The organism is Sphingobacteriales bacterium (assembly GCA_016711285.1).
Taxonomy (GTDB): domain Bacteria; phylum Bacteroidota; class Bacteroidia; order Chitinophagales; family UBA2359; genus JADJTG01.
Window position 1 is genome coordinate 258,852 of the sequence record JADJTG010000012.1, and the last position, 25,548, is coordinate 284,399.

The following is a 25,548-nucleotide window of genomic DNA, read 5'->3' on the forward strand; positions in this document are numbered from 1 at the left end:
TTTTGTTAGAAAAAAGAAAGGGTAATTTTATTATCTCAAAGAAATAGGTTTTGAAATACTTCCCTCTACTGCGCCGGTATGGTGTGTAGTGTCAGCAGCAGGAGTATCGGAATGTGGTGCTTCTGCCGGAGCAGCCTCAGGAGCAGCGGGAGCAGCATCTTGTGCAGGTTTCAAAGCCGCCAATATCGGCTCTTGCGCTGCAAGCCATTTGTTAAACTCTTCTTCTGTTTCTACTATTACCACTTTGCGCATATTGTAATGAGCATTACCACACAATTCAGCACAAGCCAATTCATAATCAAATTCGGGATTATTCATTTCCTGACGCATTTGAGCAGTAGTTTTGGTAGGTGTGAACCAAAATTGTGTAGGAATACCGGGTACTGCGTCCATTTTTACACGAAAATGCGGCAAATAAAAACTATGCAATACATCTAAAGCATTTATTTTCATCAATACCGGTTTTCCCAATGGCAAATGCAATTCATTTGCTATAAAATCATCGTTATTATTTTTATCTTCCCATACTTGCCCCATAGGGTTGTCGGAATTAATCAGGCGTACTTTTTTCTGACCGAGTTTACCATCTTTACCCGCATAGCGCAAATCCCATTTGAATTGCTGTCCGGTAACTTCCACCACCACGGCATCTGCCGGAGCAGGTGCTGTAATCTTATACCAATTGTGCATACCTTCTGCTACCAAAGCTATCATTACAACGGCAGGTACTGAAGTCCAAATCAACTCCAACTTATTGGAGTGCGGGAAATAAGTTCCTAATTTACCGCTTTTGCCCTGATAGCGATAGGCATAATAAAACAATAAGATATGTGTAATAAAAAATACAGGAACGGTAGCCACTAATGTCCAAAAGAACATGTTTCTAATCCACATTCCATGTTCTGATGAAGGTTCTGGCAAATATAAGGGGGCATAATGAAATGTTGACCATATTGCAGCAGTCATACCCACTACCAAAAACACCATAAAGAGTGTTGCCTGTAAGCGGTTATTATCTAATGCGCTTTGCTCTTCATCGTTGCGCACATCTCCTACCAATTCGTGTATGCGCGCTACCTGATAGAGGATTATCAATATGAGAAAAACTGATGCTAATCCAAAGAATATTGTCATAGTCCTTTCTTTTTATTTTTAATTTTTTTCTTTTATTCAAACACAAATATTTTTACAAAATATTTTAGTAGGCAAAAAAGATATTTATTTTTTAATAAAAAACAATTATTGAACGTGGTGCGTCATACTTTCTTTTATAAAAGGATGATTCACCGGAATCAAAGATGCCTTTTGTAATTCGCTGAATGCTACCAAAATAAAAAATCCTATATAAGCAATGGGCAAACCAATTTCCATTAATCCAAAACCAAAATTGGTGATAGCAACACCGTTGGCATCTACATATCCGGCATTTTTAACGGCTCCGGGTATTACCATTAAATAATAATCCAACCAGTGCGACAATAGCAACAAGGGGGCAATGAATTTTAATAAAGTAATATTCCGTTTATTGGCTGCTGTCATTAAGGCAAAAAATGGAACGATAAAATTCAAAAACCAATTGAACCAAAACAAGAAGCTGTAACTATCGAAACGGTCTTTGTAATAAGCAGTTTCTTCGGGAATATTGCCGTACCAAATCAACATAAATTGTGAGAACCACAAATACGTCCAAAAGATACTAAAAGCGAAGATAAATTTGCCCAAGTCTTGAAAGTGATTTTCATTTACCATCGGCAAATAACCTTCTTCTTTCAAGTAAAGAACAATACAGGTAGTGGCAGCAAGAGCACCTACAAACATACTTGCAAAGCAGTACCAGCCGTACAGAGTGCTTAACCAGTGTGGGTCAATACTCATCATCCAGTGCCATTGTGCAGTAGAGCTGGATACGGCAAATATCACCAAAAAACACCATACTCCATACTTTGGCACTTTTGTAATTGGCGATACTGAAGCCCACTCGGTCGCTTTCCAAAGAGTTGCGGCGCACCATGTATGTGCTGAATACCCACAGTACCAAATAAACAATGGTAGCTCCCCAAAAGAAAGTAGTGTTTAAGAAAGGAGCTTTTTTAGCAATGAGTTCATCAAAGTGCGGGCTTGCGGGGTCGGTGATACCTTCGTGCATCCAATGATATATGGAGTGTGCGCCAAAGGCTAAAATAGCAATCATTATCACTGCTCCAAACTTCACAAAGCCGCTCATCGCTTCCGGAATACGTTTTATAAGAATAAACCAACCATTATAACCGATGGTTTGTGAGGCTACGAAAAACATGGCAGCCAAACCTATCAGGATAAAATAATAGTTAGTCGCAAACAAATTTGCCCAAATGCGGGCTGGGTATTGCATATTTAAGAAAGCACCAATACCAAACAGCAACAAGCCTACCACCAATAGGATAAGGCTGAAACTGCGGAGTTTAGGGCTGAAAGTATAATTTTCGACACTTGGAGATCGCATATTAAAAAAAGATTGCTTTTGAGTTCAAAGAAATAAGGGCTTTTTAAAGTGCTTTGATTTCTACGCGGCGATTTTTGGCGCGTGCTTCGGGTGTTTTTTCTGTTGTCACCGGCTTATTGCCACCATAACCCACCGCCTGAAAACGTGATTTATCTATACCTCTTGATACTAAATATTCTACCACCGACTCTGCGCGGTTTTTAGATAATTTCATATTTATTTTACCCAATCCGGTATCGTCGGTATGCCCGCTTACTTCTATTTTTAAATTTTTATTTTTATTCATAATATCCGCCAAACGATCTAATTCGTCTTTAGATTCGCCTTTTAATTTAGCCGATGCCATATTAAAAAACACATTGCGCAAGGTAATAACTGTTCCTTTTGCGATGGGTTTGGTGGCATACACTTCCAACTCAGATTTGGATTTTACCGATGCTGCATCAGTTTCAGCAGAAGCAGTAGCTCCTTCGGCGACGGCGGCAGCGTGTGTATCGGCGGTTTCAGCGGCGGCATCTTGGGTATGAGCAGCAGTTTCTGTGGCAGCAAGAGCAGCAGACGGCATTTTGCCTCCTACACTTCCGCGCACCCAGCGCATCGCTTCTTCGGCACTTACTTTGTTGGTTTTGGCATATTCGGCAGCCTGCATGCTTTTGATATAGGCTACTATTTTCCAACGCTCATCTTTGGTAAGCTGACCGGCATAAGAACCCATGTTGTTTTTACCGTAATGAATGGAATGAAACATTTTACCTTCCTCTAGTTGCATATAGCCTGCGCTAAAATAATTGATAACCCCCGCAAAAGGTCCATTATTAGGACCAGTAGCCGAGATACTGCCATCGCCTTGTCCGCTTTCCCCATGGCATACGGCACAATAAGTAGTATAGTACATTTTTCCTTGCTCCAAAGTCGCTTTATCGGCGGCGGCATACGGGTTAATCAAAGTAGCTGCTGCCTCGTAACCTTCGGGGGTGTTGGCATAAGCATAAGGCTGATATCCGCGCGGAATTGTTCCTTTTACCGGCTCGCGTGCCGACTTACCATCGGCAAACACCACAAAAGGTGTGTTGGTGAGATTGGTAGTTTGATTGTCGGCGGTACGGCGTTGCGGAGCTTTGCCATAAGTTTCGTAGGCTTGTGAATGTACCATATCCGGCATATATTCACGCCCTGTGTGCCCACCTCTCGCTTTGCAACCGAAGTAATACATAAACAATGTGAGCAACAATAAAATAAGTATAGTTCTCCAACTCATGTGATATAGAGAATTTTATATCGTTTTTGAATGTGTTTTTTGTTTTTATAAATAGCACAAAATAGCCCTGCCCGCAGTATTAAGCACTTTGCTCATCGTGGCTGGGTTGTTTTTCATGCATTTCGCGCACTTTTACTTCTACTGCTCCCAAATTGCGCAAAACATCAGCAATGCCATCGGCATCGCTGCCATATTTTTGCAAATCGAATACAATAGCGAAGCGGTCATCGGTGGTGCGTGGCTCTAATATTTCCGGATTGCGAAAGATAGACAGTTTATTGCGCAAATAATAAACGATTACCATTCCCACTGCTGTAAACAATACCGTCATCTCAAAAGTGATAGGAATGAAAGCGGGAAGCGGAAAATTAGGTTTGCCACCGAAATTATTAGGCCAATCAAAACTGGTGATATAGGACATTGCCAACAAACCAAAGCTCAAACCGGTAGCACCGAAAATAAAACCCATCGTATGCAAACGTGTTTCTTTGATACCCAAGGCGGGGTCTAATCCGTGAATGGGAAAAGGCGATAGCACATCGTGAATTTTATAGCCGCGCTCACGCAATTTTTTTACGGCTTGCAAGGTAGGTACCTCATCATCAAATAATCCCAATAAATATCTGTATGTCATATTAATATAGATAGTCGGAAAAAATCCTTGTTTGTGTTTTAAATAATATTGTGATTATTCTTTATCTCTTTGAAAAGCCGGTGCAAAAGAACCTCCTCCCTGCAAATCGCGCTCGGTTTGGTCTTCCTGAGCTTGCTTTGCCAAATACTGATCGCCACTGGATTTCAAGATGCTCTTTACCTCTGCAATGGCTACTACCGGAAAATATTTAGAGAATAACAGGAATAAAGTCATAAAAATACCTATTGTGCCGATAAAGATGGCTGCTTCTACCCAAGTGGGTGTATAATATAACCAACTGGAAGGGATATAATCGCGGTGGGTAGAAGTAACGATAATTACGAAGCGTTCGAACCACATACCTATATTAATAAATATAGACATAATGAAGGTTACCGTTATATTGCGGCGCATGGATTTTGACCAGAAAATTTGCGGCGAAATCACATTACACGACATCATACTCCAATATGCCCACCAATAAGGTGCCGGCTCTACGCCCATCAAAGGTCCGAAAATATAAGGGTCTGCAATACGGTTGCGATTAAAACACCATTGCTCATATATATTGCCCGAATACCACGACATAAACAACTCCGTTAAATACGCCACACCCACAATAGAACCTGTAAGCAAAATTACTTTGTTCATGGATTCGATGTGATTGAGCGTGATGTATTGTTTTAAATCCATTACTTCTCGTGCTACCAACATTAAAGTTAATACCATGGCAAAGCCCGAAAAGATAGCCCCTGCCACAAAATAAGGAGGGAAGATGGTAGTGTGCCAACCCGGAATAACGGAAGTGGCGAAGTCGAAACTCACCACCGAGTGTACAGATAATACGAGCGGAGTAGATAAGCCTGCCAATATTAAAGAGATAGACTCAAAGCGTTGCCATTGTTTGGCTGTACCTTTCCAACCGAAACACAAAGCCGAATAAATTTTGTTTTGCAAGCCTTTGGTGCGGTCGCGGATAGTTGCCAAGTCGGGCAATAAACCAGTGTACCAAAACAACAAAGACACGGTAAAATAGGTAGAAATCGCAAATACGTCCCACAAAAGCGGGGAGTTAAAATTTGTCCACAAACTGCGCAAGCCGGGTAATCCTTCGCCGGCACGGCTATTGGGATAAGGGAATATGAAGAAAGCGTCCCAAACGCGCCCCATGTGGATAACAGGAAAAATACCAGCGCAAATTACGGCGAAGATTGTCATCGCTTCGGCGGCGCGGTTTACTCCGGTACGCCAACGTTGGCGGAACAGCAACAAGATTGCCGAAATGAGCGTTCCTGCGTGACCAATACCCACCCACCATACGAAGTTGGTGATGTCCCACGCCCAACCCACGGTTTTATTCTCTCCCCAAACACCTATTCCTTTCCATATCGTATATAATATACTCAACACCCCCATTAAAGCAATTAATGACGTAAACGTGAACGCCAACAGAAACTTTCCGGTCGGTCGGGTTTCCGCGTGTTTAGCAATATCATCGGTGATTTGGGCATAGGTTTTATTACCTAAAATGAGTGGGTCACGAACAGGCGAAAAGTATTGATTAGCCATATATCAAAGTATATAATTTAATTTAATTTATAGGCATTTTTTTAATGCTCCTTTGAGAATGAGGGCAAAGTTACAAATTCATTGGCTGATTTCAGCATTTTATACAATTTTTTTCGCAGGCTTTTATAAAATATTTTCTCTTTGATTTTTGTGTTAAAAATCTCATTCCAAGGAACTTTTACCCTTAAAATCAAGCAAACAAATTTAATTCCAATTTGCTTTATTTATTGAAAACTTGTTTTTTTAGAGCATAACTATAAGATTTAATAAAAATAATATAAAATATTGATTTTTAAATAAATAAAAAAACTTATTTAAACTTAAAAAATAATTATCAATTAACCTGTATCGCTAAAAAGCCCTGTCTTTTTTATTCAAAAGAAAAGACGGGGCTTTTAAGAACAAGTATGAAATTTTTAATCTATTTTTCAATATAATAACTCCACTCTACCAAAAATTTATCGTCTCTGAGATTGAGTTGTTGAACTGCGGCAGATGTGAGTTTAAGAGCTATATCGTGATTTTCGCCGATATCGGGCAGCGGAGCAACTACTTCCACATACACAGTGCGGCGATTCATCGGGTTGATAACTTTTACAATGGTACGTGGCGGAATTTGTTTGCTCAATGCCAAAAATTTAGAGCCGTATTGCTGGTCATCTTTGATACCACTCCCTTTTCCTCTACCTCTTTTGAAGGTATAATCGGCTTTATTGTTTTCGCAAGACACATATCGCTCCTGCAAAGGCGAACCAATTGATAAGGCATTGCTGATATTGACAGTGTTGTTCGGGTTTTCATTGGCGGTAAGGGAACTTTGCGGTTTTTGTATCCATAGAAGTTGCCCTTCGTTGAGCGCATCGCTCTCTAAACGATTCCATACTTTCAGGTCGCCGATTGATACGCCATAGCGTTTTGCTATACTGTATAAGGTCTCTTTGGCAGCGACACGATGTTGTGCAGCGGCAACGGCTGCCGGCGTTCTGCTCACATTTTCGTTGGGCAATGATACTGCCGTAATATCGTAAGCATTTTCGCCCAATTTTACTTTTACGGTATTGCGTACTATATTGCCTGATTTAGAAGGAGGTGAAGTTGTTATATTTTTGCCGCCATTGGGGTCATACAAATAATAGCGGCTTTGGGGTATTTTGAGCACATGTCCTACATTGACGTGTGTTTGGTTTTGCAATTGTGGATTGAGGCGGCTCAGGAGTGGCCACTGCACATCATACATGCGTGCTATACCGTAGAGCGTTTGACCAGACTGCACCACATGCTCAAACATACCATCGGCAGATACGGCGGTGTTATCGTCTTGTTTAGTTGCAGTTATTGTATTATTTGCACCTGCTGTCGGAATAAGGACAGATGTGCCTGCTGTTAATTTATCAGGCTGTAAGGTGGGGTTGGCAGCACTGATAGCTTCTACCGATACGCCATACTTACGCGCAATGAAAAAAAGTGTTTCACCGCTTTTGATTTGATGGCTCTGCTGTGCGCATAAGCACTGGCTTCCTAACAGTATAAACAGTGGATATATATAAAAATGAGATGTTATTTTCATAACCTATTTTTTATTTTTAAATCAATAATTGGAGCAATTTCTGACGACTTTACACACAAAATTATTATTTTTTTGATTGTTTTACAAACAATATAGTTTTTATTTCAATAAAAATTTAAAAAAAATTGATTATCAATATTTTATAAAAAATTATTTACTGTATCACTTAAATAGCTTTACAAGTTTTTTTGTTATCTGTTTTATTGTACTTCTTCGCCGTTGTGATATTCTTTTTCTATGGTAATTTTACCTGCTTCATCGTACCATTTTGCTACCCCTTCACGTTTGCCGTCTTTGAATGTTCCCTCTTCCAAAGGTTTCCCATTGACATAAAATATTTTCCGCTCTCCTTCTAACTGATTTTTTACATAATAGGCTTTTTCTTTGATATGTGTGTAATTGTATTTAGTGTATTCGCCTTCGAGCATATCATCTAAAAAAAACATTTTTTCCGACACACTCCCGTTTTCAGCAACTTTGAGAGCCGCGCCCTGTTTGATGCCCTGCTCATAATTGATACAACTTGCCACCACCGCCGTATTCGGATGGTAGGTGAGCCAAGCACCCTGTTTTTTGCCATTGAGCAAAAAGCCTTCCTCCACCACCTTGCCATATTTGTCGCGCCGTGCCGCCTGCTCCAAACCATTTTTACCCTCAATAGGTACTTTGGTAAATCCGGTGGCATCTTGCAAAACCTCTTCTTTCTTGGCAGGGGCTGTTGAAGACTGACAAGCCGATAATCCGAAAAAAACTGCCCCCATTGCAAAGCAGGTAAAAATGCGTGTGAGCATCATGATTGTGTATAAAAAAAGTGTGTATTGTGAAAGAAGCAAAGATATTGAAAGTTTTATTAGCTGTTATAAGCAAAGATGATATTTTTAGAGCAATTAAAAGGTATATGATGTTATCAGAATGTCAAAAACTACGGTATTACTATATAAAACATTGATTTTTAATAAATTTTATTTATTTTTATAATCAAATATAATAATATAATGAATAATAGTGAAGGTAAGAGTATTAAAAAAACTTAAACTAAAACCCTTATCTTTGCAGCCAAATTTTTAGCGGTTATGATTTTTTCTATGACAGGCTACGGAAAAGCCGATGCCCTGATAGGCGACAAACAAGTGAAGGTGGAGTTGCGCTCGCTTAATAGTAGCAAACAATTGGATATGGGTATGCGACTGCCCTTTTTGTTCCGTGCCAAAGAAGCCGACCTGCGCAAACTTATTGCCCAAAAAGCGGTGCGCGGCAAAGTAGATATGCTTGTTACGATAGAAAGTGCCGCCAATCCTACGCTTGCTATCAACAAAACGCTCTTTCGCAGTTATTTACAGGAATTGCAAAGTATTGCCGACAGTCTCCAACTGCCGCCGCAGGATTTGGTGGCTGCCGTACTGCGCCTGCCCGAAATTACGGCTGCCGAACCCACCGCCCACGAACACGAACTCGAACAACTCCAACAATTAGTAGAACAAGCCCTCGAAAATCTGCAACATTATCGCGCTCAGGAGGGCAATTTGTTGATGGTGGATTTTCAAGCACAGATTGCCGCCATATTACAAAAATTAGATACCGTAAAAAACCTCGCTCCGCTTCGCTTGCAAAAAGTACGCGACCAACTCCGCGAGTCGTTGCAACGCCACCTGCCCGATGCCGCTTACGACCCCAACCGCTTCGAGCAAGAACTTATTTATTACATAGAAAAACTCGACATCAGCGAAGAAATATCGCGCTTGCAAAATCATTGCTATTGGTTTCGCAGCGAACTCGCCTCTGCCGAAACAGAAAAGGGGAAAAAACTCAACTTTATTGCACAGGAAATAGGGCGCGAAATCAATACCATCGGCTCTAAAGCAAATGACAGCAATATTCAGGTGGCAGTAGTGGATATGAAAGACGAACTGGAAAAAATAAAAGAACAATTACTCAATATTTTATAATCCAATATTATTATCACTTTGCCTGCACCTCAAATTAAGGTTTAATTTTTTTTCATATTTCATTTTGTAAAAACAAAACATTCTCTATTCACTATATGATAACGCCCCTCCCAAAAGTTATAATCATCACAGCTCCTTCGGGTGCCGGAAAAACTACGTTGGTGCGTTATCTATTGGATAAAATGAACCATCAATTGGCTTTTTCGGTATCAGCTACCACACGCGCCCGCCGCGAACACGAAATAGAAGGAAAAGATTATTATTTTATCAGTAAGGAAGAATTTATTGAAAAACGCGACAAAGGCGAATTTTTGGAATGGGAAGAAGTATATGACGGCAACTACTACGGCACGCTCAAAAGCGAAGTATTGCGCATTGCCGCTCAACACAAATCCTGTATTTTTGATGTAGATGTAAAAGGCGCACTCAATATCAAAAAACACTACGGCTCACAAGCTCTGGCAATTTTTATAAAAGTACCCTCGATCGCCGACCTGCGCCGCCGCCTCGAAGCACGCCTCACCGAAACACCCCAAACCATAGAACGCCGCCTGCAACGTGCCGTTATGGAAATACAACACGAAAACGACTTTGACCGCATTATCGTCAATCGCCATTTACCCGCCGCCAAACGCACCGCCTATCACTATGTGTCGGCTTTTTTGAATGAAACCCCCACAACCGAACACAAAAAACAGCAAAAAGCAACTTTTTAAGGGCTGTTGTACGTTGATAATATGTACACACAGAAGAGGGGAATACTATGCTTTTTTAAATTTAAATTAAATTTTATAAAAAAACAAGCGTTTAATCACTTTGATTGTTTTATAAAAAACCCAAATAAAATGATCTCTGCAATCACAAATGGCGTAAAAGTAAGTGTAGAAGTTTTCTATCAAAATGAATTTTCGCGCCCCAGTATGCACGAATATATTTTCACTTACCGCATCAGTATTGAAAACCAAAGTAGCTATACCATCAAACTCCTCCAACGGCACTGGCACATTTTAGACTCCACCGGCAAACACCGCGAAGTGCGTGGCGAGGGCGTAGTGGGCAAGCAACCCGTACTCGAAAGCGGACAATCCCACGTTTATGTGTCGGGTTGTAATTTGGAGAGTGAATTCGGGCGGATGTGGGGCAGCTACACCATGGAGCGCGTATCCAACGGCAAGCAGTTTGAAGTAGATATTCCGGCTTTTATGATGGAAGTCAGCTCAAAGCTCAATTAATTAGCTCATCGCGCATTTATATTTTTAAAAACGCATTAAAGATGAAACGATTGCTGTATTTTTCATTGCAAATAACACTTGCTTTGCTGTGGTATTGGCATATTCAGGCGCAATCTTTTGAGTACAATGCTAATTGCTCGCAAGCCTACCGCAGCACTATCAACCTTAAATTTGATGAAGCACGCAGACTTTTGCAGCAAGAAAACGAACAAAATCCCGACAATCTGCTGCCCTTGTTGCTATACAACTACATAGATGCCCTCACTGCTTTTATCAGCGAACAACAAAGCGATTTGGATATTTATGATAAAAATGCAGCGCAACGCCTCAAAACTATCCGCGAAAAAGGAAATCCGCAGTCGCCTTATTATTTGTATTGCCAAGCCGAAATTGAGTTTCAAAGCACCATCGCCCGCATCAAATCTGAAGCCTACTGGGAAGCTTTCTGGCAACTCAAACGCTCCTACAACCTCTACAGCGACAATATAGAAAAATTTCCCGCATTTTTGCTCAATTACAAATCTTTCGGCTGTATGGAAGCCCTCATCGGCACTTTGCCCGACAACTACCAGTGGGGGCTTAAAATTGTGGGCATGAGTGGCTCTGTAAAAAAAGGTATGCAAAAAATGACTGATTTTTTACAATATTCCAAAGTCAACGGCTATCCTTTTTATGAAGAAGCCCAAGTGGTTTATGCTTTTTTTTTGATTTATGTGGACAAAAAACCACAAGAAGCTCTGCGTATGGTGCAGCACGATATTGCACACGGCAACAGCCCCCTGATTGACGGCACTTGCGCCGATATTGCCTATCGGGTAGGAAGAACCGATTATGCCATTCAACTCATTGAAAATACACCAAAAGGAAAAGGATATTTTCCGTATTTTGTAAATGACTATTTGCTCGGCAGTTTTAAATTATATCGCAATGACAACGATGCCTCCCTGCCTTTATTGAATTTTATCAATGGATTTAAAGGCAAACATTATATAAAAAGTGCTTGTCAATATTTGGCATATCATTATTGGTTGCAAAACAAACCTGAACAAGCGCATACTGCCTACGAATGGTGCAAACAAAAAGGGGCATTGTTGTTAGATGCCGACAAAAAAGCACAGGAAGAAGCCGAAAGCGGAAAGCTGCCCCACCGCCAGTTGTTGGCGGCACGGCTCAACTTTGACGGCGGCTATTACAAAAAATCTTTAGACCACATCAATGCCATTGATTTAGATAAACTGAGCGTTTTTTATGAGCGTATTGAATATTTTTATCGCTTGGCACGCATCAATCATGCCTTGGGCAATCAAACGGAGGCGCAGCAGCTATACGAAATTGTTATTCAAAAAGACCCCCACCCTACCGAATATTATACACCCAAATCCTGTTTGTATTTGGGCGAGATGTACGAGCATAACAAAAACTACGAAAAAGCGCGTTTCTATTACCGTCAGGTATTTAATTATGATAATTATGCGTATAAAAACAGCTTAGAACAACAAGCCAAAGCTGGTTTAGATCGTTTGAAATAATGATATTCTGTTCAAAAAAAGCAGTGGAGGGATTTATTAAAAATAAAAAAGTTTGCGACTTCACAGCCGCAAACCTAAACCAGAAAGGGTGAATAAAACTAAAAACGCTAAAAATAAAATCTGGTAAAAAGTTATGCTATCACAGCATGGTATTTATTTTTTAACCAAAAAAAACTTTCAAAATTGCTGTTTAAGGACGCACCCATTTTTGAGAACGACCTAACAGAGAAAATCCCATATAACCGCGTACATCTAATGAGCCGTCTTTGTTCATTGTAAGGCGACACGAATACACTTTTCCGTTTTTGGGGTCTAAGATAGTGCCATTATCCCAATAAGTGCCTTCTGATGTCATATCGCGGATAACTGTCATACCAATAACGCGCTTGCCTTTGCGGTCATCTGTACATTTGTCGCAGTTGGGGTCTTTCTCCTCATCTGCTGTACGATTCAACAACTCAAGGACTTTTCCGTAAATTTTACCGTTTTGTTCGTATATCTCAACAATAGAGCGCGACTTACCCGTTTCATCGTCTATTGTTTTCCATTTTCCGGTAATTTTACTTTGCGCATTAAGGTTGGCGACAGAAAATATTATAAATGATAAAACAAAAAGGATTTTCTTCATTTTTATTAAAATTACGAGTTTAGAACAAAAGTAAGAAAAAAAAAGTTCTGTTGTTTGCATATTTTTTTCATTTTTTTTCATTTTTTAAAGATATTACTTAATTAGTAACAAGTTAAGGCTTTATAATTTCAAAACACTGTGTTAATTTTTACTTTAAAATTATAACGAAATCAAAAAAAAACATCTGTTACAAACCTTTTTTTCGCACTATCTTTGTTGTAGATTTTTTTTCAGAGGGCTTCATTTTTTTTATGAACATAGCAGTCAAATTTTATTCATTCGCTATATGCGGCAGTTTGTTAATGGCTCTGTCGGCTTGTGAGGTGCGCTCTTTTTACCGCGAAACCGCCGCTATCCAAAACCAGAAATGGTATTATGACGACATCAAAGTTTTTGATGTTGATATACAAGATACTACTGCTTTGTACAATATTTATTTAAGTGTGCGGCATAGCGGAGCTTATCCGTATTCCAACGTATGGCTCAAAATAAAAACGCATTATCCGGCGGGCAATACACAATTGTCGCCTATTAATATAAATGTAGCAGACAACAAAGGAGAATGGTATGGCTCAGGTTTGGGTAGCACCATCAGTTTGGAAACACTTATTCAGGAAAACGCCATTTTGCCCGAAAAAGGTACTTATCGCTTTGAAGTAATACAGGATATGCGCGAAAATCCTTTGTCGGAGATTTCAGATGTGGGTTTGGCTGTAGAAAAAAGCGAAGTAAAAAAAGAGAGCCTGAAAACAAAACCTCCGGTACCACTTATTCCCAAAGACAGCAGCAACACTTCAAAAACCAAATCTGCGCTTTCAAAAGATTCATTAAAACAGAAAACTATTCAACATGCACCATTTCCGTCTGCCGGCAATCGTCCTTAGTATATTCCTTTCTTCGTTCCTGTTACTTTTCTCTGCCTGCAAAAATAACAGCAGCACCGAAACTACACCCGATAATACAGTGCTTGAAGAAAAAAAGAAAGAAACTGTAACACCTACCGAAACCACACCTGCCGCCGAAACTTTTGGCGATAGCAACTCCCAGCAGTTTCGGTCTGCAACGGGGGCTTATATGCTGCGATACCCGCAAAACTGGAAAGCAGAAGAACACCGCAAAAGCAAAACCGCCACTATCCACGAGCCTATCCGCACCGATGTGCCGATGGGGTATCCTGATAATATCACCGTATTATTTGATAAACCCGCCGCCCAACAATACGATGCAGCCACCAACAGCATGAAAGAAAAATCTTTGGATTTTGAAGCATATTACAACAACTACAGCCGCCAACTTGCCGAGCATGTGCCTGATTTTAAACTGATACGCCAAGCAGATACGACTTTGCAAGGAAAAAAAGCCAAGTTGCTCTTTTATACTTTTAAAGCCGAAGAAAAATCTAAATTTTACCCTGTTATCAATCAGGCGTACATCTTTTTTCACAACAACCAAGTATTTACATTCAATTGCCGCAGCGACATCTCGCGTGCTGAGGCGGCACAAAAAATATTTCAGCCCATACTCGCTTCTTTGCAATGGCAATAATTTTTGTTTTTCGGAGTGTTAATGCTCAGGTTTTGTTGAGCAACGGAATGTTGCTACTCCTGCTGGCAATATTGGCAATAGCAGCAATTTATCTCTATCTCCAATTATCCGCCACCCGCCAGCAAGCCCAACGCGATGTGTATTTGCAGCGAGAAGAAGCGCAACTCCAAAAAATCCAATGCCACGCGGTGGGAGCAAGCGAAGCAGGAGGCAGAACGCCGAACCCTGCAATACGAACAACGCTGGGAGCAAAACCAACAACAACTCGTACAACTCCAAAGCACCTTAGCCCAACGCAACAGCGAAATCGGTTTTTTGCAGCAACGCATAGAAGAACAGCAAAACCAACAGGAGCAACTGCAAACACAGTTCAGCCAACATTTTGAAGTGCTGGCACAAAAAATATTGGAAGAAAAAAGTCAAAAGTTTTCATCGCACAATGAGCAGCAACTCCGACAATTATTGCAACCTTTTTCTGAAAATTTACAACATTTAGAAGCGCGTTTGCGTGCCGCACAGTAGGGAGACACCCAACAGCACAGCGCATTGGTTACTCGAATTCAGCAACGCGCCGAACTCAACCGAAATTTAGGCGATGAAGCCCACAAACTTACGCGCGCCCTCAAAGGCGACCAAAAAACACAGGGAAACTGGGGCGAATTGGTGCTGGAACGCCTATTAGAAAAGGCAGGTTTGGTGCGTGGGCGCGAATACAACGTTCAGGAAATGTTTTCGGATAATGAAGGGCTGCGCCGCCAACCCGATGTAATTTTGTATTTGCCCGAAAACAAACATATTATCATTGATGCCAAAGTATCGCTCACTGCTTTTGAACGCTACGCTTCTGCCGAAAATGCACAGGAGCAAAAAACACACCTGCAAGAACATATCGCTTCGCTGCGCCGCCATGTGGCCTCGCTTTCTTCCAAAAATTACCAACAAATTTATCAACTCCAAAGCCTCGATTTTGTGCTGCTTTTTGTAGCCATTGAACCGGCTTTTGCGGCGGCAGTGCAGCACGATGCCGCCTTGTTTCAGGAGGCTTTTGAGCGCAATGTACTCATCGTGAGTCCCACTACCCTATTGGCAACGGCACGCACCATCGCTTCTATTTGGCGGCAGGAACAACAAACACGCCACGCACTGGAAATTGCGCGGCAAAGCGGCTTGATGTACGATAAGTTTGTGGCATTTATGGAAGATTTGGAAAAAGTAGGAAAAAACCTGCAAACTGCGCACGACTCTTATGAACAGGCTCTAAAAAAACTGCGCGATGGCAAGGGCAATCTGCTGCGCCGCGCCGAACAACTGCGCGAATTAGGTGCTAAAAACAGCAAATTATTGCCCAATCAGTATTTTGATGAGGAAGAAGGGTAAAAAAAATAGATAGGTAGGTTTCTTATTTTCAAGCAAATTTCGTCTCCGTATATGCCGTCTGCTGCTCCTGAAAACGTGCAATTTGGCGATGCATAACATAAAAAAACAGCGGCGGCACCAATGCCAGCAGCATCGTTCCCGGGTAGCCGGTGGGCAGTTGCGGGCTTTGGTCAAAATGTCGCAACACCTGATATTTGCGGCTTGCTAAATAATGGTGGTCGCTGTGGCGGGTCAGTTCAAAAAGCATCACCCGCCCGAAAGAGTGGTTGGAGTTCCACGAATGATGCGGCATTACACGCTCATAGCGGTCGGCGGCAGTTTTTTTGCGGCGCAAGCCGTAGTGCTCTATATAATTGACGGTTTCGAGCATCAGCCACCCGATAATGGCAGCCACGACAAAACAAGCTGCCACCCACCCACCGAAAAACAGCGCAATTGCCGCCACCACTGCCGCCTGATATACCGTAAAACGCAACATTTCGTTTTTCCACGTAAACAAAGGATTGGCAATATGCTCTTTTTTGCGCACGCGCTCATTTTCCAATTTCCACGCCGACACATAGCTGCCCCACACCGAGCGCAGCCAAAAGGCATAGAGCATTTCTCCGCGCCGCGCCGAAGCCGGATCCTCATCGGTGGATACCCACTTATGATGCCCGCGATTGTGTTCAATAAAAAAATGCAGATACAAAGTGGAAAGTAAAAGAGCCTTAGCCATCAGTTGTTCGTAAGTTTTAGAGCGATGCCCCAACTCGTGCGCCACATTAATAGCCAATACACCGCAAATAATACCAAAAGACACCATACGCCCTATCAGCGTAGGCGTATCAGTATTATTTTGGGAAACGGTATATAAAAAACAGCCCAACAAAACATATTGTATAGGAACAATGGCATACAACAAATAATCATATTTGCGGTCGGCGAGTGCGGTGCTTTCCTCGTCTTTGGTAAAATTATGCGTAGTACCCTGAAAAATCAACTCCAAAGCGGGCAATACCACAAACACATACATCAACATTGCATAGCTCCACACGCCCTGATAAGCCAACGAGATATAAGCAATGGGAAGGATAGTAAAAACCGCTAAATACTTGACAAAATGAGTGCGCATTGTTTTTTTAAAAATTTTTAAATACAAAAATATTCTTTTTATGATTTTTTAAAGAAGTCATTTTAAGTCTGTGCTCAACTTTGTCAAAGTTCGAACTTTGACAAAGTTTTACCAGAAACCTCCCCAATTCCGCCGTACTCAACTACGGAACAACCGTACCGAAGCACGGAACAACCGTACCGAATAACGGAACAACCGTACCGAATAACGGAACAACCGTGCCGAATAACGGAACAACCGTGCCGAATAACGGAACAACCGTGCCGAATAACGGAACAACCGTGCCGAATAACGGAACAACCGTGCCGAATAACGGAACAACCGTGCCGAATAACGGAACAACCGTGCCGAAGCACGGAACAACCGTGCCGAAGCACGGAACAACCGTACCGAAGCACGGAACAACCGTACCGAAGCACGGAACAACCGTACCGAAGCACGGAACAACCGTACCGAAGCACGGAACAACCGTACCGAAGCACGGAACAACCGTACCGAAGCACGGAACAACCGTGCCGAAGCACGGAACAACCGTACCGAAGCACGGAACAACTGTACCGAAGCACGGAACAACTGTGCCGAAGCACGGAACAACCGTACCGAAGCACGGAACAACTGTGCCGAAGCACGGAACAACCGTACCGAAGCACGGAACAACCGTACCGAATAACGGAACAACCGTACCGAATAACGGAACAACCGTACCGAATAACGGAACAACCGTGCCGAATAACGGAACAACCGTGCCGAATAACGGAACAACCGTGCCGAAGCACGGAACAACTGTGCCGAAGCACGGAACAACCGTGCCGAAGCACGGAACAACCGTGCCGAAGCACGGAACAACCGTACCGAATAACGGAACAACCGTGCCGAATAACGGAACAACCGTGCCGAAGCACGGAACAACTGTGCCGAAGCACGGAACAACCGTGCCGAAGCACGGAACAACCGTGCCGAAGCACGGAACAACCGTGCCGAAGCACGGAACAACCGTGCCGAAGCACGGAACAACCGTGCCGAAGCACGGAACAACCGTGCCGAAGCACGGAACAACCGTGCCGAAGCACGGAACAACCGTGCTGAATCACGGAACAACCGTGCCGAATAACGGAACAACCGTGCTGAATCACGGAACAACCGTGCCGAAGCACGGAACAACCGTGCCGAAGCACGGAACAACCGTGCCGAAGACGGAACAACCGTGCCGAAGACGGAACAACCGTGCCGAAGCACGGAACAACCGTGCCGAAGACGGAACAACCGTGCCGAAGACGGAACAACCGTGCCGAAGCACGGAACAACCGTGCCGAAGCACGGAACAACCGTGCCGAAGCACGGAACAACCGTGCCGAAGCACGGAACAACCGTACCGAAGCACGGAACAACCGTGCCGAAGCACGGAACAACCGTGCCGAATAACGGAACAACCGTGCCGAATAACGGAACAACCGTGCCGAAGCACGGAACAACCGTACTCGATTAGGGAGTGTAGGAGTGTAAAAAACTTTGCGACTTAGCGGTGAAAAAAGCTACTAACCGCAGAGCCGCAAAGAAAAATAATGCTCGCCTTACTTTTTTAAATGTATGGATTGGTTTTATACATATACTTTATCTGATTTTAACATAATCCTGAAATAGCCTTTCGTGCCTTTTTTAGGTTGTTGTATCAGGTTTTTTTATCCTTAAAAAACTGTCGTATAGTTAGCTCCTATTTTTTAATTTTGCGAAAATTAAATACTTGTTTTAAATAGATTTATATTTACAAATGATAAAAATGACGAATAACCAAAGCCGCTTACACCAATTTGTAATTCATAGCTAATCATTCATCAACACTATGGAGCAATTATTAAGAGTAATTTTACCCTTGTATTTTATTATTTATTTTGGTGTTGCTTTTGTGGTAAAGAGTTGGATAGTGGCAAAACGTATCGGTAAAAACCCGCTCGTATTGCCCAAAGACGACAGTGCTTATGGGCTGATAGGGCGGTATTTCAAAATGCTCCTGATACTGATGTTTGTGTATGTGTTGATATTTGCGGCTTTTCCTGATGAGCACGCTTATTTTTTGCCTTTGGTTGTGCTGCACATACCGCTTTTACAATATACGGGGCTTGCATTGCTGGCACTTGCACTGATTTGGACAGTGGTGGCACAGGCTGATATGAAAAATTCGTGGAGAATTGGAATTGATACCGAAACAAAAACGGAACTTATTACGACGGGGCTTTTCAGGTATTCAAGAAACCCTGTTTTTTTCGGAATGATGATGAGTATGCTGGGACTTTTTTTCACGACCCCCAACGCCTTGGCAGCTTTGTTTTTGGTAGTAGGTTATATGCTTATGCAAATTCAAATCCGCCTTGAAGAGGAGTTTTTGACACGAGAACACGGACAAGTTTATTTGGCGTATCGGCAAAAGGTAAGGAGGCTCATTTAATCTTTATATTTCAAAAAAAAATCAATATACTTTTTTTTACATCTTTTGCAATCATGAAAGCATATATTTTTACCGGACAAGGCAGTCAGTTTAGTGGTATGGGAAAAGATTTGTGTGAGCAGTTTCCTGCCGCCGCTGCTATATTTGAAGATGCCGACCGTATTTTGGGGTATTCGTTGTCGGATTTGATGTTCAACGGCGATGCCGATACCCTCAAACGCACCGAAATTGCGCAGCCTGCTATTTTTGTACATTCGCTGGCATTGGTGGCGGCTTATCGCCATACTTTTGCGCCGGATATGGCTGCCGGACATTCGCTCGGCGAGTTGTCGGCACTTACGGCGTGCGGCGCACTCTCGTTTGAAGATGGTTTGCGTTTGGTGGATATTCGCGCCCGCGCCATGCAGCAAGCCTGCGACCTTACACCTTCTACGATGGCGGCGGTACTCGGTGCTGATGATGCCCTCGTGGAACAAATATGCAACGATATTGCCGAAATAGTAGTGGCTGCCAATTTCAATATGCCCGGGCAAGTGGTGATTTCGGGAACTATGGAGGGCGTGGCTGCCGCTTCCGAAGCACTCAAAAACGCCGGAGCACGCCGTATTGTGCCTTTGCAGGTGGCGGGAGCTTTTCATTCGCCTTTGATGCTGCCTGCCCAAGAAACTTTCGCCGCCGCCGTCCTGAATACGCCTTTCAAAAAACCCTTTTGCCCCATTTATCAAAATGTAAATGCCGCCCCTTCGCAAGAGCCGCAGCAAATTCAGGAAAATCTCATCGCCCAACTCACAGCCCCTGTGCGCTGGACACAATCCGTGCAGCGAATGGCTGCTGCCGGTGCTGACGAATTTATAGAGGCGGGTCCCAAAGCTACATTGGCGGCAATGGTTGATAAAATTGTAGGCAGCAATGTTGCCCGCCAAATAACTGCATAGCGCGGCAACTATATCAGCGCAAGTCGCAGTATATTTTTGTCGGGAGAGGATTTTTTTCCTTTCTTTTCAATAAAAAGAATTACTTTGTATGATGCAAAAAAATGCTTTTGTATGCCAATTCAGCCAACACAGATTTTATAATTATTTTGCAATAATCCTTTGCCTTTACTTTTGTACATATACGCTTCGGGCTTAACATTGGCTCCTTCCAATCCGCTCAATTTTTTTGATATGCGGCTATTGGATCTGCTGGATATTGTGCTGGCTTCTGTGTTGATGTACCAATTGTACCGCCTGTTGCGCGGCAGTTTGGCACTGAATATTTTTATAGGAATTTTGTTGTTTTACCTTTTGCATTTTGTGGTGCAGGCTTTGGAGATGAAGCTCATGGCTACCATTATCGGCAAATTTGTAGAAGTGGGCGTAATAGCGGTGCTAATTGTTTTTCAGCCGGAAATACGCCGTTTTTTGTTGTTTGCGGGCAGGGCGGTAGGTTTTGGCAAAAACAATTTCTGGCGTTTGTTTCAGCAAAAAATCGGCAGCCAGAAGTCTGTTGAAGAGCCAAGTGCCGAAATTATGGAAGCGGTATATGATTTTTCAGCCATTCGCACGGGGGCTTTGCTCGTATTTGCGCATGCCAACGACAGTAATTTTTATTTAGGCACCGGCACGCTCCTCAACTCCGAAATCAAGCGTATTTTATTGGAAAGCGTTTTTCAAAAAAACAGCCCCCTCCACGATGGAGCAGTATTTATTAGCGATTTTAAAATAGTGGCTGCGGGCTGCACCTTGCCCGTTTCCGAAAATCCCGACCTGCCCGCCGAGTTTGGTATGCGCCACAAAGCGGCTATCGGGCTTACCGAAAAAATAGATGCCCACGTCATTGTGGTATCCGAAGAAAGCGGCACTATTTCTTTGGTATCGGGTGGGGCGGTGCGGCGCAATCCTTCGCAGCAGGATTTGAGTAATTTTATCAAAAACGGCTTGTTGTATAATTTTGATTAAATATCGCACTGCTGGTCTTCGGCTCACGAAGGCAGCAACGACAATAGGGTTTTGGCATTAGCGGCATTGGAATAGTTCGTTTCCAGAAAATACTTGCGTTTGTGCCACTGTTCTATTGTAAAAGGCTCTAAACTCAGGTCATTGAGCAGCGATTTTAGCCCGTCTTTGGTATCGGCAAGGTGGCAAAGCGGAGCCAATCCGCTGCCTTCCACCATTTTATTGTTTGCCACACAATGCCTGCCCGTATAAAGTGCGTTGAGCAGTTTGAGTTTAGTACCGGTGGCTTGCATCGTAAATAGCAGATGAATATGTGCGCCCTCCATCAGCCATTGCATGGTAGTGTCGTCGGGATTTTCTACCAAACGCACACCATATTTATTGCAGGCGGCTTGGAGTTCTTTGTGCGGGTTGCGTCCGGCAATCATCAAAGGCAGCACCGAAGCGTCGTTCAGTTCTTTTACCAAATACATCGCCGCCTGATGATTTTCGGAGACGCTCAAATTGCCGTGATACAAAATAAAATCGCCGTTGCCGATGAGTTGCTCTACGGTTTCGTTGGGGTGAAAAGGGTACATCATCGTACATTTGCCGTAGCGGGTAGAAAAATAGGCGAAGTCGTTCAGAGAAATCGGCAAAAGGACATTGGCGCAGTTGAGTTGTTTTTCCCAGTGTGCGAGCATCTTGGCTTCGGCGGTATAATAGGCTTTGCGTAGCAGGCTGTTTTCGGCATCTGCCAGCGACTTATAATAATGATGCTCTATATTGTGGAGGCGTACTATTTTAAAGCGATTTTCAAATTCGGGAAAATCAAGGAAGAAACTCGTGTGCAAACCTTCAAAAATGATAGGGGAGTTGTCTTGCAGCAAATTGGCGAGCAACTGCTGGTCGTTGCGCGATACCACAATATAAGGCAATCCTGCTGCCAAGCTCTTGAAAGCTCCGGTAATCCAATCGGTTTGGCGCGGGTAGTAATACACCTTTTCGCAGAGTTCATTGAGTTCGGGGGCAGGGGTGCGCCCGCCGTACTGAAAACAATGCAGCGTAATTTTTGCGCCCTGCTCAAATAAGGCTTTTATTTTATAGAAAATATCCATCACACCGCCATAATCGGGCGGATAAGGAATATCAAAAGCAATAAGGTGAAGTTTCAAGAGCAATGATTTTATTGAGTGAAAAAATAAATAATAATACCGCAAAGGTAGCAAAAAATGTGCCTTTGCGGTATTATATCATACCAAATCCCTGAAAAGAAAGCAGATTGTTTTAAGGATTTTTGTTTGTTTGATATATATCAAACTCTGATACGTTTTCTGACCTCGTCCAAACTCCAATCTACCAACAATTTTCCGTCACGAAATATTTCCTTCAAATCGCCTGTTTTTTCCTCCTCCCAACTCACTTCATCTTTTACCTGATAAATACCATCTTTTTGTTTCACTTTTACCAAGCCCTTCGCTGATTTTTTTGTGCCGTCATCTGTAACAGGGCTTTTAAGTTTGTGCTATTATTACACATACGATGTTTCCAAAATTAAAAAAAACGGAGACAAAAAGCTATTAAAAAAAATTTAGCCCGCACACTTGTTACTTCGTATTGTTTTTTTATTTTTGCGTAAAAATATACTGATATGAAGAAGATGTTCTTGTTTTTTGTTTTGATGCTGAGTACTACGCTTGTTGTTGTTGCTCAGGATATGATTTATCCCAAAGAAAGTGAAGCGATTCAGGCGAAAGTGGTGGAAATCACTTCATTTAATGTGAAATACCAAAACTTCGGCGAAGAAAACGGCGTTTTGCGGAGTATGCCCAAATCAAAAATTACCAAAATTGTGTATCAAGACGGCAGAGAAGAAAATTTTAATAACAAAAACCTCCCGCGCATTACAGGCGGCGGCGTATCGCCTATGAGCGAAGATTGCCGCCAAGCCCGCATAGATGCCGAAATGTATTATAAAAATCATAAAGCCGCCGGCACTACTACGCTTATCTCTACTTTAACATTTGGTGCACTTGGCGGCTTGGTTCCGGCTATTGCTTGTTCCGCTATTCCGCCCAAACCGCACAATCTCGGCTACCCAAATGGCACTTTGATGCAAAACCCCGAATATGCCCGCTGCTATGAGCAACAAGCTCGCAAAAAGAAATCGCGTAAGGTGTGGAATAATCTTTTGATAGGAACAGGTATTAACATAGCAGCTTATTTTGTTTTAAAAAGCACTCTTTAATACCTGCAAAAGTAATTTTTTGACTAAATATTGGGTTTTTTGTAGGAATATCTGAGAATGAGCGTAATTTGCGGTATATATTTTAAAATAATTATGTATCGCCAATTACTACTTTTTTTGTGGATAACGCTATGCGGAACTTGGATAAGTTCGGCACAGGAAATGCCCTTGTTGGGTCATCAGTTGCGAGCCGAAGAACGGTCTTTTTTGCCCGATTATCTCAAAGCGGCACAAAGCCAAACCCCCATTCCGCCACCTGCGCCGGTGCGCACACCTGCCGAGTGGGAAGAAGCCCAAGCACTGCTCATTACCTGGACTTCTTTTCCTGAAATTCTTTCCGAAATTGTACGCTATGCCGCCCTCGAAGTGCCGGTATATATTGTTACGCAAAACAGCACCACAGTGCTTGATTATCTCAACAACAAAGGTATCAGCACCGATAATGTGTTTTTTATCAATACCCCTTTCAATAGCATTTGGATACGCGACTACGGTCCTTGGTCGGTGTATAAAAATCAGGTGGACTCTTTGTGGATAGCAGATTGGATTTATAATCGCCCGCGCCCCAAAGACGATGCCGTTCCTGCTGCCGTTGCCGAAACCTTCGGTCTGCCTTTTTACGAAGCCACTGCGCCGCCCACCGATTTGATTCATACCGGCGGCAATTTTATGGTGGACGGCTGGGGAACAGGCTTTTCTTCGGAGTTGATTGTAGAGGAAAATCCCGATAAATCGCTTGAAGAAATTCAGGGAATTATGCAACAATATTTGGGTATCAACCGCTATGTTTTGATGGAAACACTGCCTTACGATGAAATTCATCATATTGATATGCACATGAAACTTTTAAATGAAGAAACTTTATTGGTAGGACAGTATCCCGAAGGTGTAGCAGATGGACCTCAGATAGAAGAAAATATTGCCTATATTCAAAATAATTACCTCACCGCCTTTGGCAATCCCTATCATATTGTTCGTATTCCGATGCCTGCCGATGCTTTTGGCAGCTACCCCGATGATTACGGCGATTATCGCACACTCACCAACAGCATCTTTATCAATAAAACACTCTTAGTGCCTGTGTATGAAAGTTCCGACAGTTCCAATTTAGATATACTTCGTCAGCATTTACCTGCTTATAAAATAGTAGGCATTGATTGTAATGATATTATTACATCTTTGGGAGCTTTGCATTGTATTACCAAATTGGTGATGAGCGATGACCCGCTTTGGATTTCACTGCCTCTATTAGCAGATATGCACAACGTAAGCGGCGACTACAATGTAAAAGCACGTATTGAGCATCGCAGTGGTATTGCCGAAGCAATATTGTGGTATCGCACCGACAGCACACAGAATTTCACAGCCGTACCGATGCAGGAGCAAATAGCGGCAGGGGCTTTGTTTAATTTCGTAGCGGATATTCCGCAGCAAGCCGACAGCAGCACCGTACAATATTATATTTCGGCTACCTCCAATAGCGGCAAATCGCAGGTGCGCCCCATCACTGCACCAGCAGGATTTTACAGCTTTGATGTATATGGCGGCGACGAAGTAGGGTTAGAGCAGCAAATGCTTTCCATTCGCCCCGAAAATTTAATGCTTTCGCCCAATCCGGTGCAGGCACTTGCCAACGTATATATCAGCAACCCACAAACACAATTTTGTACCATAGAATTGAGCGAGATTTCGGGAAAAACAATACAGTCAGTTTTTTCAGGAATGTTGAATGCGGGCAAGCACCGCTTTGAGTTACATACACAGCATTTGGCGGCAGGTATGTATTGGTGCAAATGGAAAAGCGAGCGCGGCGAAGCGGTTGTAAAACCTTTGATCGTTGTTCATTAAAAAATAACAAACAATTTTCAAAACAAAAAAAGCAAGGCAGAAGCCTTGCTTTTTTTGTTTTGTGTAGGATAAAAATTACTTTTTTTGAAAAAGTCAAAAAAATAAAACATTGAAAATCAATGCGCTTTGTGGAGAATATCGGAGTCGAACCGATGACCTCTTGCATGCCATGCAAGCGCTCTAGCCAGCTGAGCTAATCCCCCTTATTGGGC

Annotated in this window: 27 protein-coding genes and 1 tRNA gene; 14 read left to right on the top strand and 14 right to left on the bottom strand. The window is 42.6% G+C overall.

Going from position 1 to position 25,548, the window contains the following annotated elements; genetic code table 11:
* Nucleotides 1-30: 30 nt before the first annotated feature.
* From IPL35_08240 to IPL35_08275, 8 genes are all read right to left on the bottom strand, one after another.
* The gene (locus IPL35_08240) at nucleotides 31-1,095 is read right to left on the bottom strand and encodes a cytochrome c oxidase subunit II (protein MBK8443391.1); all 1,065 of its coding nucleotides are present in this window, start codon (nucleotides 1,093-1,095) and stop codon (nucleotides 31-33) included.
* A 144-nt stretch (nucleotides 1,096-1,239) separates the two neighbouring features.
* The gene (locus IPL35_08245; GenBank protein ID MBK8443392.1) at nucleotides 1,240-1,950 is read right to left on the bottom strand and encodes a hypothetical protein; all 711 of its coding nucleotides are present in this window, start codon (nucleotides 1,948-1,950) and stop codon (nucleotides 1,240-1,242) included.
* Nucleotides 1,865-2,482: a hypothetical protein gene (locus IPL35_08250; protein MBK8443393.1), complete on the bottom strand. Its 618-nt coding sequence runs from the start codon at nucleotides 2,480-2,482 to the stop codon at nucleotides 1,865-1,867. The genes IPL35_08245 and IPL35_08250 overlap by 86 nt, the downstream gene beginning before the upstream one ends.
* Nucleotides 2,483-2,525: 43 nt before the next feature.
* Nucleotides 2,526-3,740 (bottom strand): OmpA family protein, encoded by a 1,215-nt coding sequence (locus tag IPL35_08255; GenBank protein MBK8443394.1) that lies wholly within the window; start codon nucleotides 3,738-3,740, stop codon nucleotides 2,526-2,528.
* Nucleotides 3,741-3,819: 79 nt separating this feature from the next.
* Nucleotides 3,820-4,374 carry a DUF3341 domain-containing protein gene (locus tag IPL35_08260; protein ID MBK8443395.1) on the bottom strand — a complete coding sequence of 185 codons (555 nt, stop codon included), beginning with the start codon at nucleotides 4,372-4,374 and terminating at the stop codon, nucleotides 3,820-3,822.
* A 54-nt stretch (nucleotides 4,375-4,428) separates the two neighbouring features.
* Nucleotides 4,429-5,943, bottom strand: coding sequence for a polysulfide reductase NrfD (nrfD, locus tag IPL35_08265; GenBank protein MBK8443396.1), 1,515 nt, complete (start codon nucleotides 5,941-5,943; stop codon nucleotides 4,429-4,431).
* Between the two features lie 421 nt (nucleotides 5,944-6,364).
* The gene (locus IPL35_08270) at nucleotides 6,365-7,510 is read right to left on the bottom strand and encodes a LysM peptidoglycan-binding domain-containing protein (GenBank protein ID MBK8443397.1); all 1,146 of its coding nucleotides are present in this window, start codon (nucleotides 7,508-7,510) and stop codon (nucleotides 6,365-6,367) included.
* Between the two features lie 200 nt (nucleotides 7,511-7,710).
* Entirely contained in the window at nucleotides 7,711-8,304 is a 594-nt protein-coding gene (locus IPL35_08275; GenBank protein ID MBK8443398.1) for a toxin-antitoxin system YwqK family antitoxin, read from the bottom strand.
* Nucleotides 8,305-8,595: 291 nt separating this feature from the next.
* Here IPL35_08275 and IPL35_08280 point away from each other — a divergent pair, with 291 nt between their 5' ends.
* From IPL35_08280 to IPL35_08295, 4 genes are all read left to right on the top strand, one after another.
* Nucleotides 8,596-9,456 carry a YicC family protein gene (locus IPL35_08280; protein ID MBK8443399.1) on the top strand — a complete coding sequence of 287 codons (861 nt, stop codon included), beginning with the start codon at nucleotides 8,596-8,598 and terminating at the stop codon, nucleotides 9,454-9,456.
* A gap of 95 nt (nucleotides 9,457-9,551) precedes the next feature.
* The gene (gene gmk, locus IPL35_08285; GenBank protein ID MBK8443400.1) at nucleotides 9,552-10,172 is read left to right on the top strand and encodes a guanylate kinase; all 621 of its coding nucleotides are present in this window, start codon (nucleotides 9,552-9,554) and stop codon (nucleotides 10,170-10,172) included.
* Nucleotides 10,173-10,301: 129 nt separating this feature from the next.
* Entirely contained in the window at nucleotides 10,302-10,688 is a 387-nt protein-coding gene (apaG, locus tag IPL35_08290) for a Co2+/Mg2+ efflux protein ApaG (GenBank protein ID MBK8443401.1), read from the top strand.
* Between the two features lie 41 nt (nucleotides 10,689-10,729).
* Nucleotides 10,730-12,217: a tetratricopeptide repeat protein gene (locus IPL35_08295; protein MBK8443402.1), complete on the top strand. Its 1,488-nt coding sequence runs from the start codon at nucleotides 10,730-10,732 to the stop codon at nucleotides 12,215-12,217.
* A gap of 190 nt (nucleotides 12,218-12,407) precedes the next feature.
* Here IPL35_08295 and IPL35_08300 read toward each other — a convergent pair whose 3' ends face one another.
* Nucleotides 12,408-12,845 (bottom strand): DUF2147 domain-containing protein, encoded by a 438-nt coding sequence (locus tag IPL35_08300; GenBank protein ID MBK8443403.1) that lies wholly within the window; start codon nucleotides 12,843-12,845, stop codon nucleotides 12,408-12,410.
* Between the two features lie 251 nt (nucleotides 12,846-13,096).
* Here IPL35_08300 and IPL35_08305 point away from each other — a divergent pair, with 251 nt between their 5' ends.
* From IPL35_08305 to IPL35_08320, 4 genes are all read left to right on the top strand, one after another.
* Nucleotides 13,097-13,729 carry a gliding motility lipoprotein GldH gene (locus IPL35_08305; GenBank protein MBK8443404.1) on the top strand — a complete coding sequence of 211 codons (633 nt, stop codon included), beginning with the start codon at nucleotides 13,097-13,099 and terminating at the stop codon, nucleotides 13,727-13,729.
* A complete protein-coding gene (locus IPL35_08310; GenBank protein ID MBK8443405.1) occupies nucleotides 13,695-14,390 on the top strand; it encodes a hypothetical protein in 696 nt (231 codons plus the stop codon). The genes IPL35_08305 and IPL35_08310 overlap by 35 nt, the downstream gene beginning before the upstream one ends.
* A gap of 135 nt (nucleotides 14,391-14,525) precedes the next feature.
* Nucleotides 14,526-14,912 carry a hypothetical protein gene (locus IPL35_08315; protein ID MBK8443406.1) on the top strand — a complete coding sequence of 129 codons (387 nt, stop codon included), beginning with the start codon at nucleotides 14,526-14,528 and terminating at the stop codon, nucleotides 14,910-14,912.
* A gap of 24 nt (nucleotides 14,913-14,936) precedes the next feature.
* A complete protein-coding gene (locus IPL35_08320; protein ID MBK8443407.1) occupies nucleotides 14,937-15,767 on the top strand; it encodes a DNA recombination protein RmuC in 831 nt (276 codons plus the stop codon).
* Nucleotides 15,768-15,795: 28 nt separating this feature from the next.
* Here the strand turns inward: IPL35_08320 and IPL35_08325 are convergent, their stop codons facing one another.
* On the bottom strand, nucleotides 15,796-16,881 hold the full coding sequence (locus IPL35_08325; GenBank protein MBK8443408.1) for an alkane 1-monooxygenase: 1,086 nt from the start codon (nucleotides 16,879-16,881) through the stop codon (nucleotides 15,796-15,798).
* A 138-nt stretch (nucleotides 16,882-17,019) separates the two neighbouring features.
* Nucleotides 17,020-18,117 carry a hypothetical protein gene (locus IPL35_08330; protein MBK8443409.1) on the bottom strand — a complete coding sequence of 366 codons (1,098 nt, stop codon included), beginning with the start codon at nucleotides 18,115-18,117 and terminating at the stop codon, nucleotides 17,020-17,022.
* On the opposite strand from IPL35_08330, the gene IPL35_08335 reads away from it, so the two are divergent.
* From IPL35_08335 to IPL35_08350, 4 genes are all read left to right on the top strand, one after another.
* Nucleotides 18,086-18,367: a hypothetical protein gene (locus tag IPL35_08335; GenBank protein ID MBK8443410.1), complete on the top strand. Its 282-nt coding sequence runs from the start codon at nucleotides 18,086-18,088 to the stop codon at nucleotides 18,365-18,367. The two genes, IPL35_08330 and IPL35_08335, sit on opposite strands and share 32 nt — an antisense overlap.
* 354 nt (nucleotides 18,368-18,721) lie before the next feature.
* The gene (locus tag IPL35_08340) at nucleotides 18,722-19,324 is read left to right on the top strand and encodes an isoprenylcysteine carboxylmethyltransferase family protein (GenBank protein ID MBK8443411.1); all 603 of its coding nucleotides are present in this window, start codon (nucleotides 18,722-18,724) and stop codon (nucleotides 19,322-19,324) included.
* 53 nt (nucleotides 19,325-19,377) lie between these two features.
* Nucleotides 19,378-20,259, top strand: coding sequence for an ACP S-malonyltransferase (gene fabD / locus IPL35_08345; GenBank protein MBK8443412.1), 882 nt, complete (start codon nucleotides 19,378-19,380; stop codon nucleotides 20,257-20,259).
* Between the two features lie 159 nt (nucleotides 20,260-20,418).
* Entirely contained in the window at nucleotides 20,419-21,264 is an 846-nt protein-coding gene (locus IPL35_08350) for a TIGR00159 family protein (protein MBK8443413.1), read from the top strand.
* A 23-nt stretch (nucleotides 21,265-21,287) separates the two neighbouring features.
* Here IPL35_08350 and IPL35_08355 read toward each other — a convergent pair whose 3' ends face one another.
* The gene (locus IPL35_08355; protein MBK8443414.1) at nucleotides 21,288-22,415 is read right to left on the bottom strand and encodes a glycosyltransferase family 1 protein; all 1,128 of its coding nucleotides are present in this window, start codon (nucleotides 22,413-22,415) and stop codon (nucleotides 21,288-21,290) included.
* A 140-nt stretch (nucleotides 22,416-22,555) separates the two neighbouring features.
* Nucleotides 22,556-22,702 carry a hypothetical protein gene (locus IPL35_08360; protein ID MBK8443415.1) on the bottom strand — a complete coding sequence of 49 codons (147 nt, stop codon included), beginning with the start codon at nucleotides 22,700-22,702 and terminating at the stop codon, nucleotides 22,556-22,558.
* Between the two features lie 189 nt (nucleotides 22,703-22,891).
* Between IPL35_08360 and IPL35_08365 the strand changes: the two genes are divergently transcribed.
* Together IPL35_08365 and IPL35_08370 are read left to right on the top strand one after the other, a co-directional pair.
* Nucleotides 22,892-23,488: a hypothetical protein gene (locus IPL35_08365; protein ID MBK8443416.1), complete on the top strand. Its 597-nt coding sequence runs from the start codon at nucleotides 22,892-22,894 to the stop codon at nucleotides 23,486-23,488.
* A gap of 93 nt (nucleotides 23,489-23,581) precedes the next feature.
* The gene (locus IPL35_08370; protein ID MBK8443417.1) at nucleotides 23,582-25,336 is read left to right on the top strand and encodes an agmatine deiminase family protein; all 1,755 of its coding nucleotides are present in this window, start codon (nucleotides 23,582-23,584) and stop codon (nucleotides 25,334-25,336) included.
* Between the two features lie 129 nt (nucleotides 25,337-25,465).
* Here the strand turns inward: IPL35_08370 and IPL35_08375 are convergent.
* A tRNA-Ala gene (locus IPL35_08375) sits at nucleotides 25,466-25,539 on the bottom strand.
* Between the last annotated feature and the right edge of the window lie 9 nt (nucleotides 25,540-25,548).

Bases quoted from the DNA above. Each gene is read 5' to 3' on its own strand.
- IPL35_08270 (MBK8443397.1), bottom strand. From the start codon at position 7,510: ATGAAAATAACATCTCATTTTTATATATATCCACTGTTTATACTGTTA.
- IPL35_08260 (MBK8443395.1), bottom strand. From the start codon at position 4,374: ATGACATACAGATATTTATTGGGATTATTTGATGATGAGGTACCTACC.
- IPL35_08325 (MBK8443408.1), bottom strand. From the start codon at position 16,881: ATGCGCACTCATTTTGTCAAGTATTTAGCGGTTTTTACTATCCTTCCC.
- IPL35_08250 (MBK8443393.1), bottom strand. From the start codon at position 2,482: ATGCGATCTCCAAGTGTCGAAAATTATACTTTCAGCCCTAAACTCCGC.
- IPL35_08315 (MBK8443406.1), top strand. From the start codon at position 14,526: ATGTGTATTTGCAGCGAGAAGAAGCGCAACTCCAAAAAATCCAATGCC.
- IPL35_08295 (MBK8443402.1), top strand. From the start codon at position 10,730: ATGAAACGATTGCTGTATTTTTCATTGCAAATAACACTTGCTTTGCTG.
- IPL35_08255 (MBK8443394.1), bottom strand. From the start codon at position 3,740: ATGAGTTGGAGAACTATACTTATTTTATTGTTGCTCACATTGTTTATG.
- IPL35_08275 (MBK8443398.1), bottom strand. From the start codon at position 8,304: ATGATGCTCACACGCATTTTTACCTGCTTTGCAATGGGGGCAGTTTTT.
- IPL35_08365 (MBK8443416.1), top strand. From the start codon at position 22,892: ATGAAGAAGATGTTCTTGTTTTTTGTTTTGATGCTGAGTACTACGCTT.
- IPL35_08300 (MBK8443403.1), bottom strand. From the start codon at position 12,845: ATGAAGAAAATCCTTTTTGTTTTATCATTTATAATATTTTCTGTCGCC.
- fabD (MBK8443412.1), top strand. From the start codon at position 19,378: ATGAAAGCATATATTTTTACCGGACAAGGCAGTCAGTTTAGTGGTATG.
- nrfD (MBK8443396.1), bottom strand. From the start codon at position 5,943: ATGGCTAATCAATACTTTTCGCCTGTTCGTGACCCACTCATTTTAGGT.
- gmk (MBK8443400.1), top strand. From the start codon at position 9,552: ATGATAACGCCCCTCCCAAAAGTTATAATCATCACAGCTCCTTCGGGT.
- IPL35_08310 (MBK8443405.1), top strand. From the start codon at position 13,695: ATGCACCATTTCCGTCTGCCGGCAATCGTCCTTAGTATATTCCTTTCT.
- IPL35_08340 (MBK8443411.1), top strand. From the start codon at position 18,722: ATGGAGCAATTATTAAGAGTAATTTTACCCTTGTATTTTATTATTTAT.
- apaG (MBK8443401.1), top strand. From the start codon at position 10,302: ATGATCTCTGCAATCACAAATGGCGTAAAAGTAAGTGTAGAAGTTTTC.
- IPL35_08305 (MBK8443404.1), top strand. From the start codon at position 13,097: ATGAACATAGCAGTCAAATTTTATTCATTCGCTATATGCGGCAGTTTG.
- IPL35_08370 (MBK8443417.1), top strand. From the start codon at position 23,582: ATGTATCGCCAATTACTACTTTTTTTGTGGATAACGCTATGCGGAACT.
- IPL35_08280 (MBK8443399.1), top strand. From the start codon at position 8,596: ATGACAGGCTACGGAAAAGCCGATGCCCTGATAGGCGACAAACAAGTG.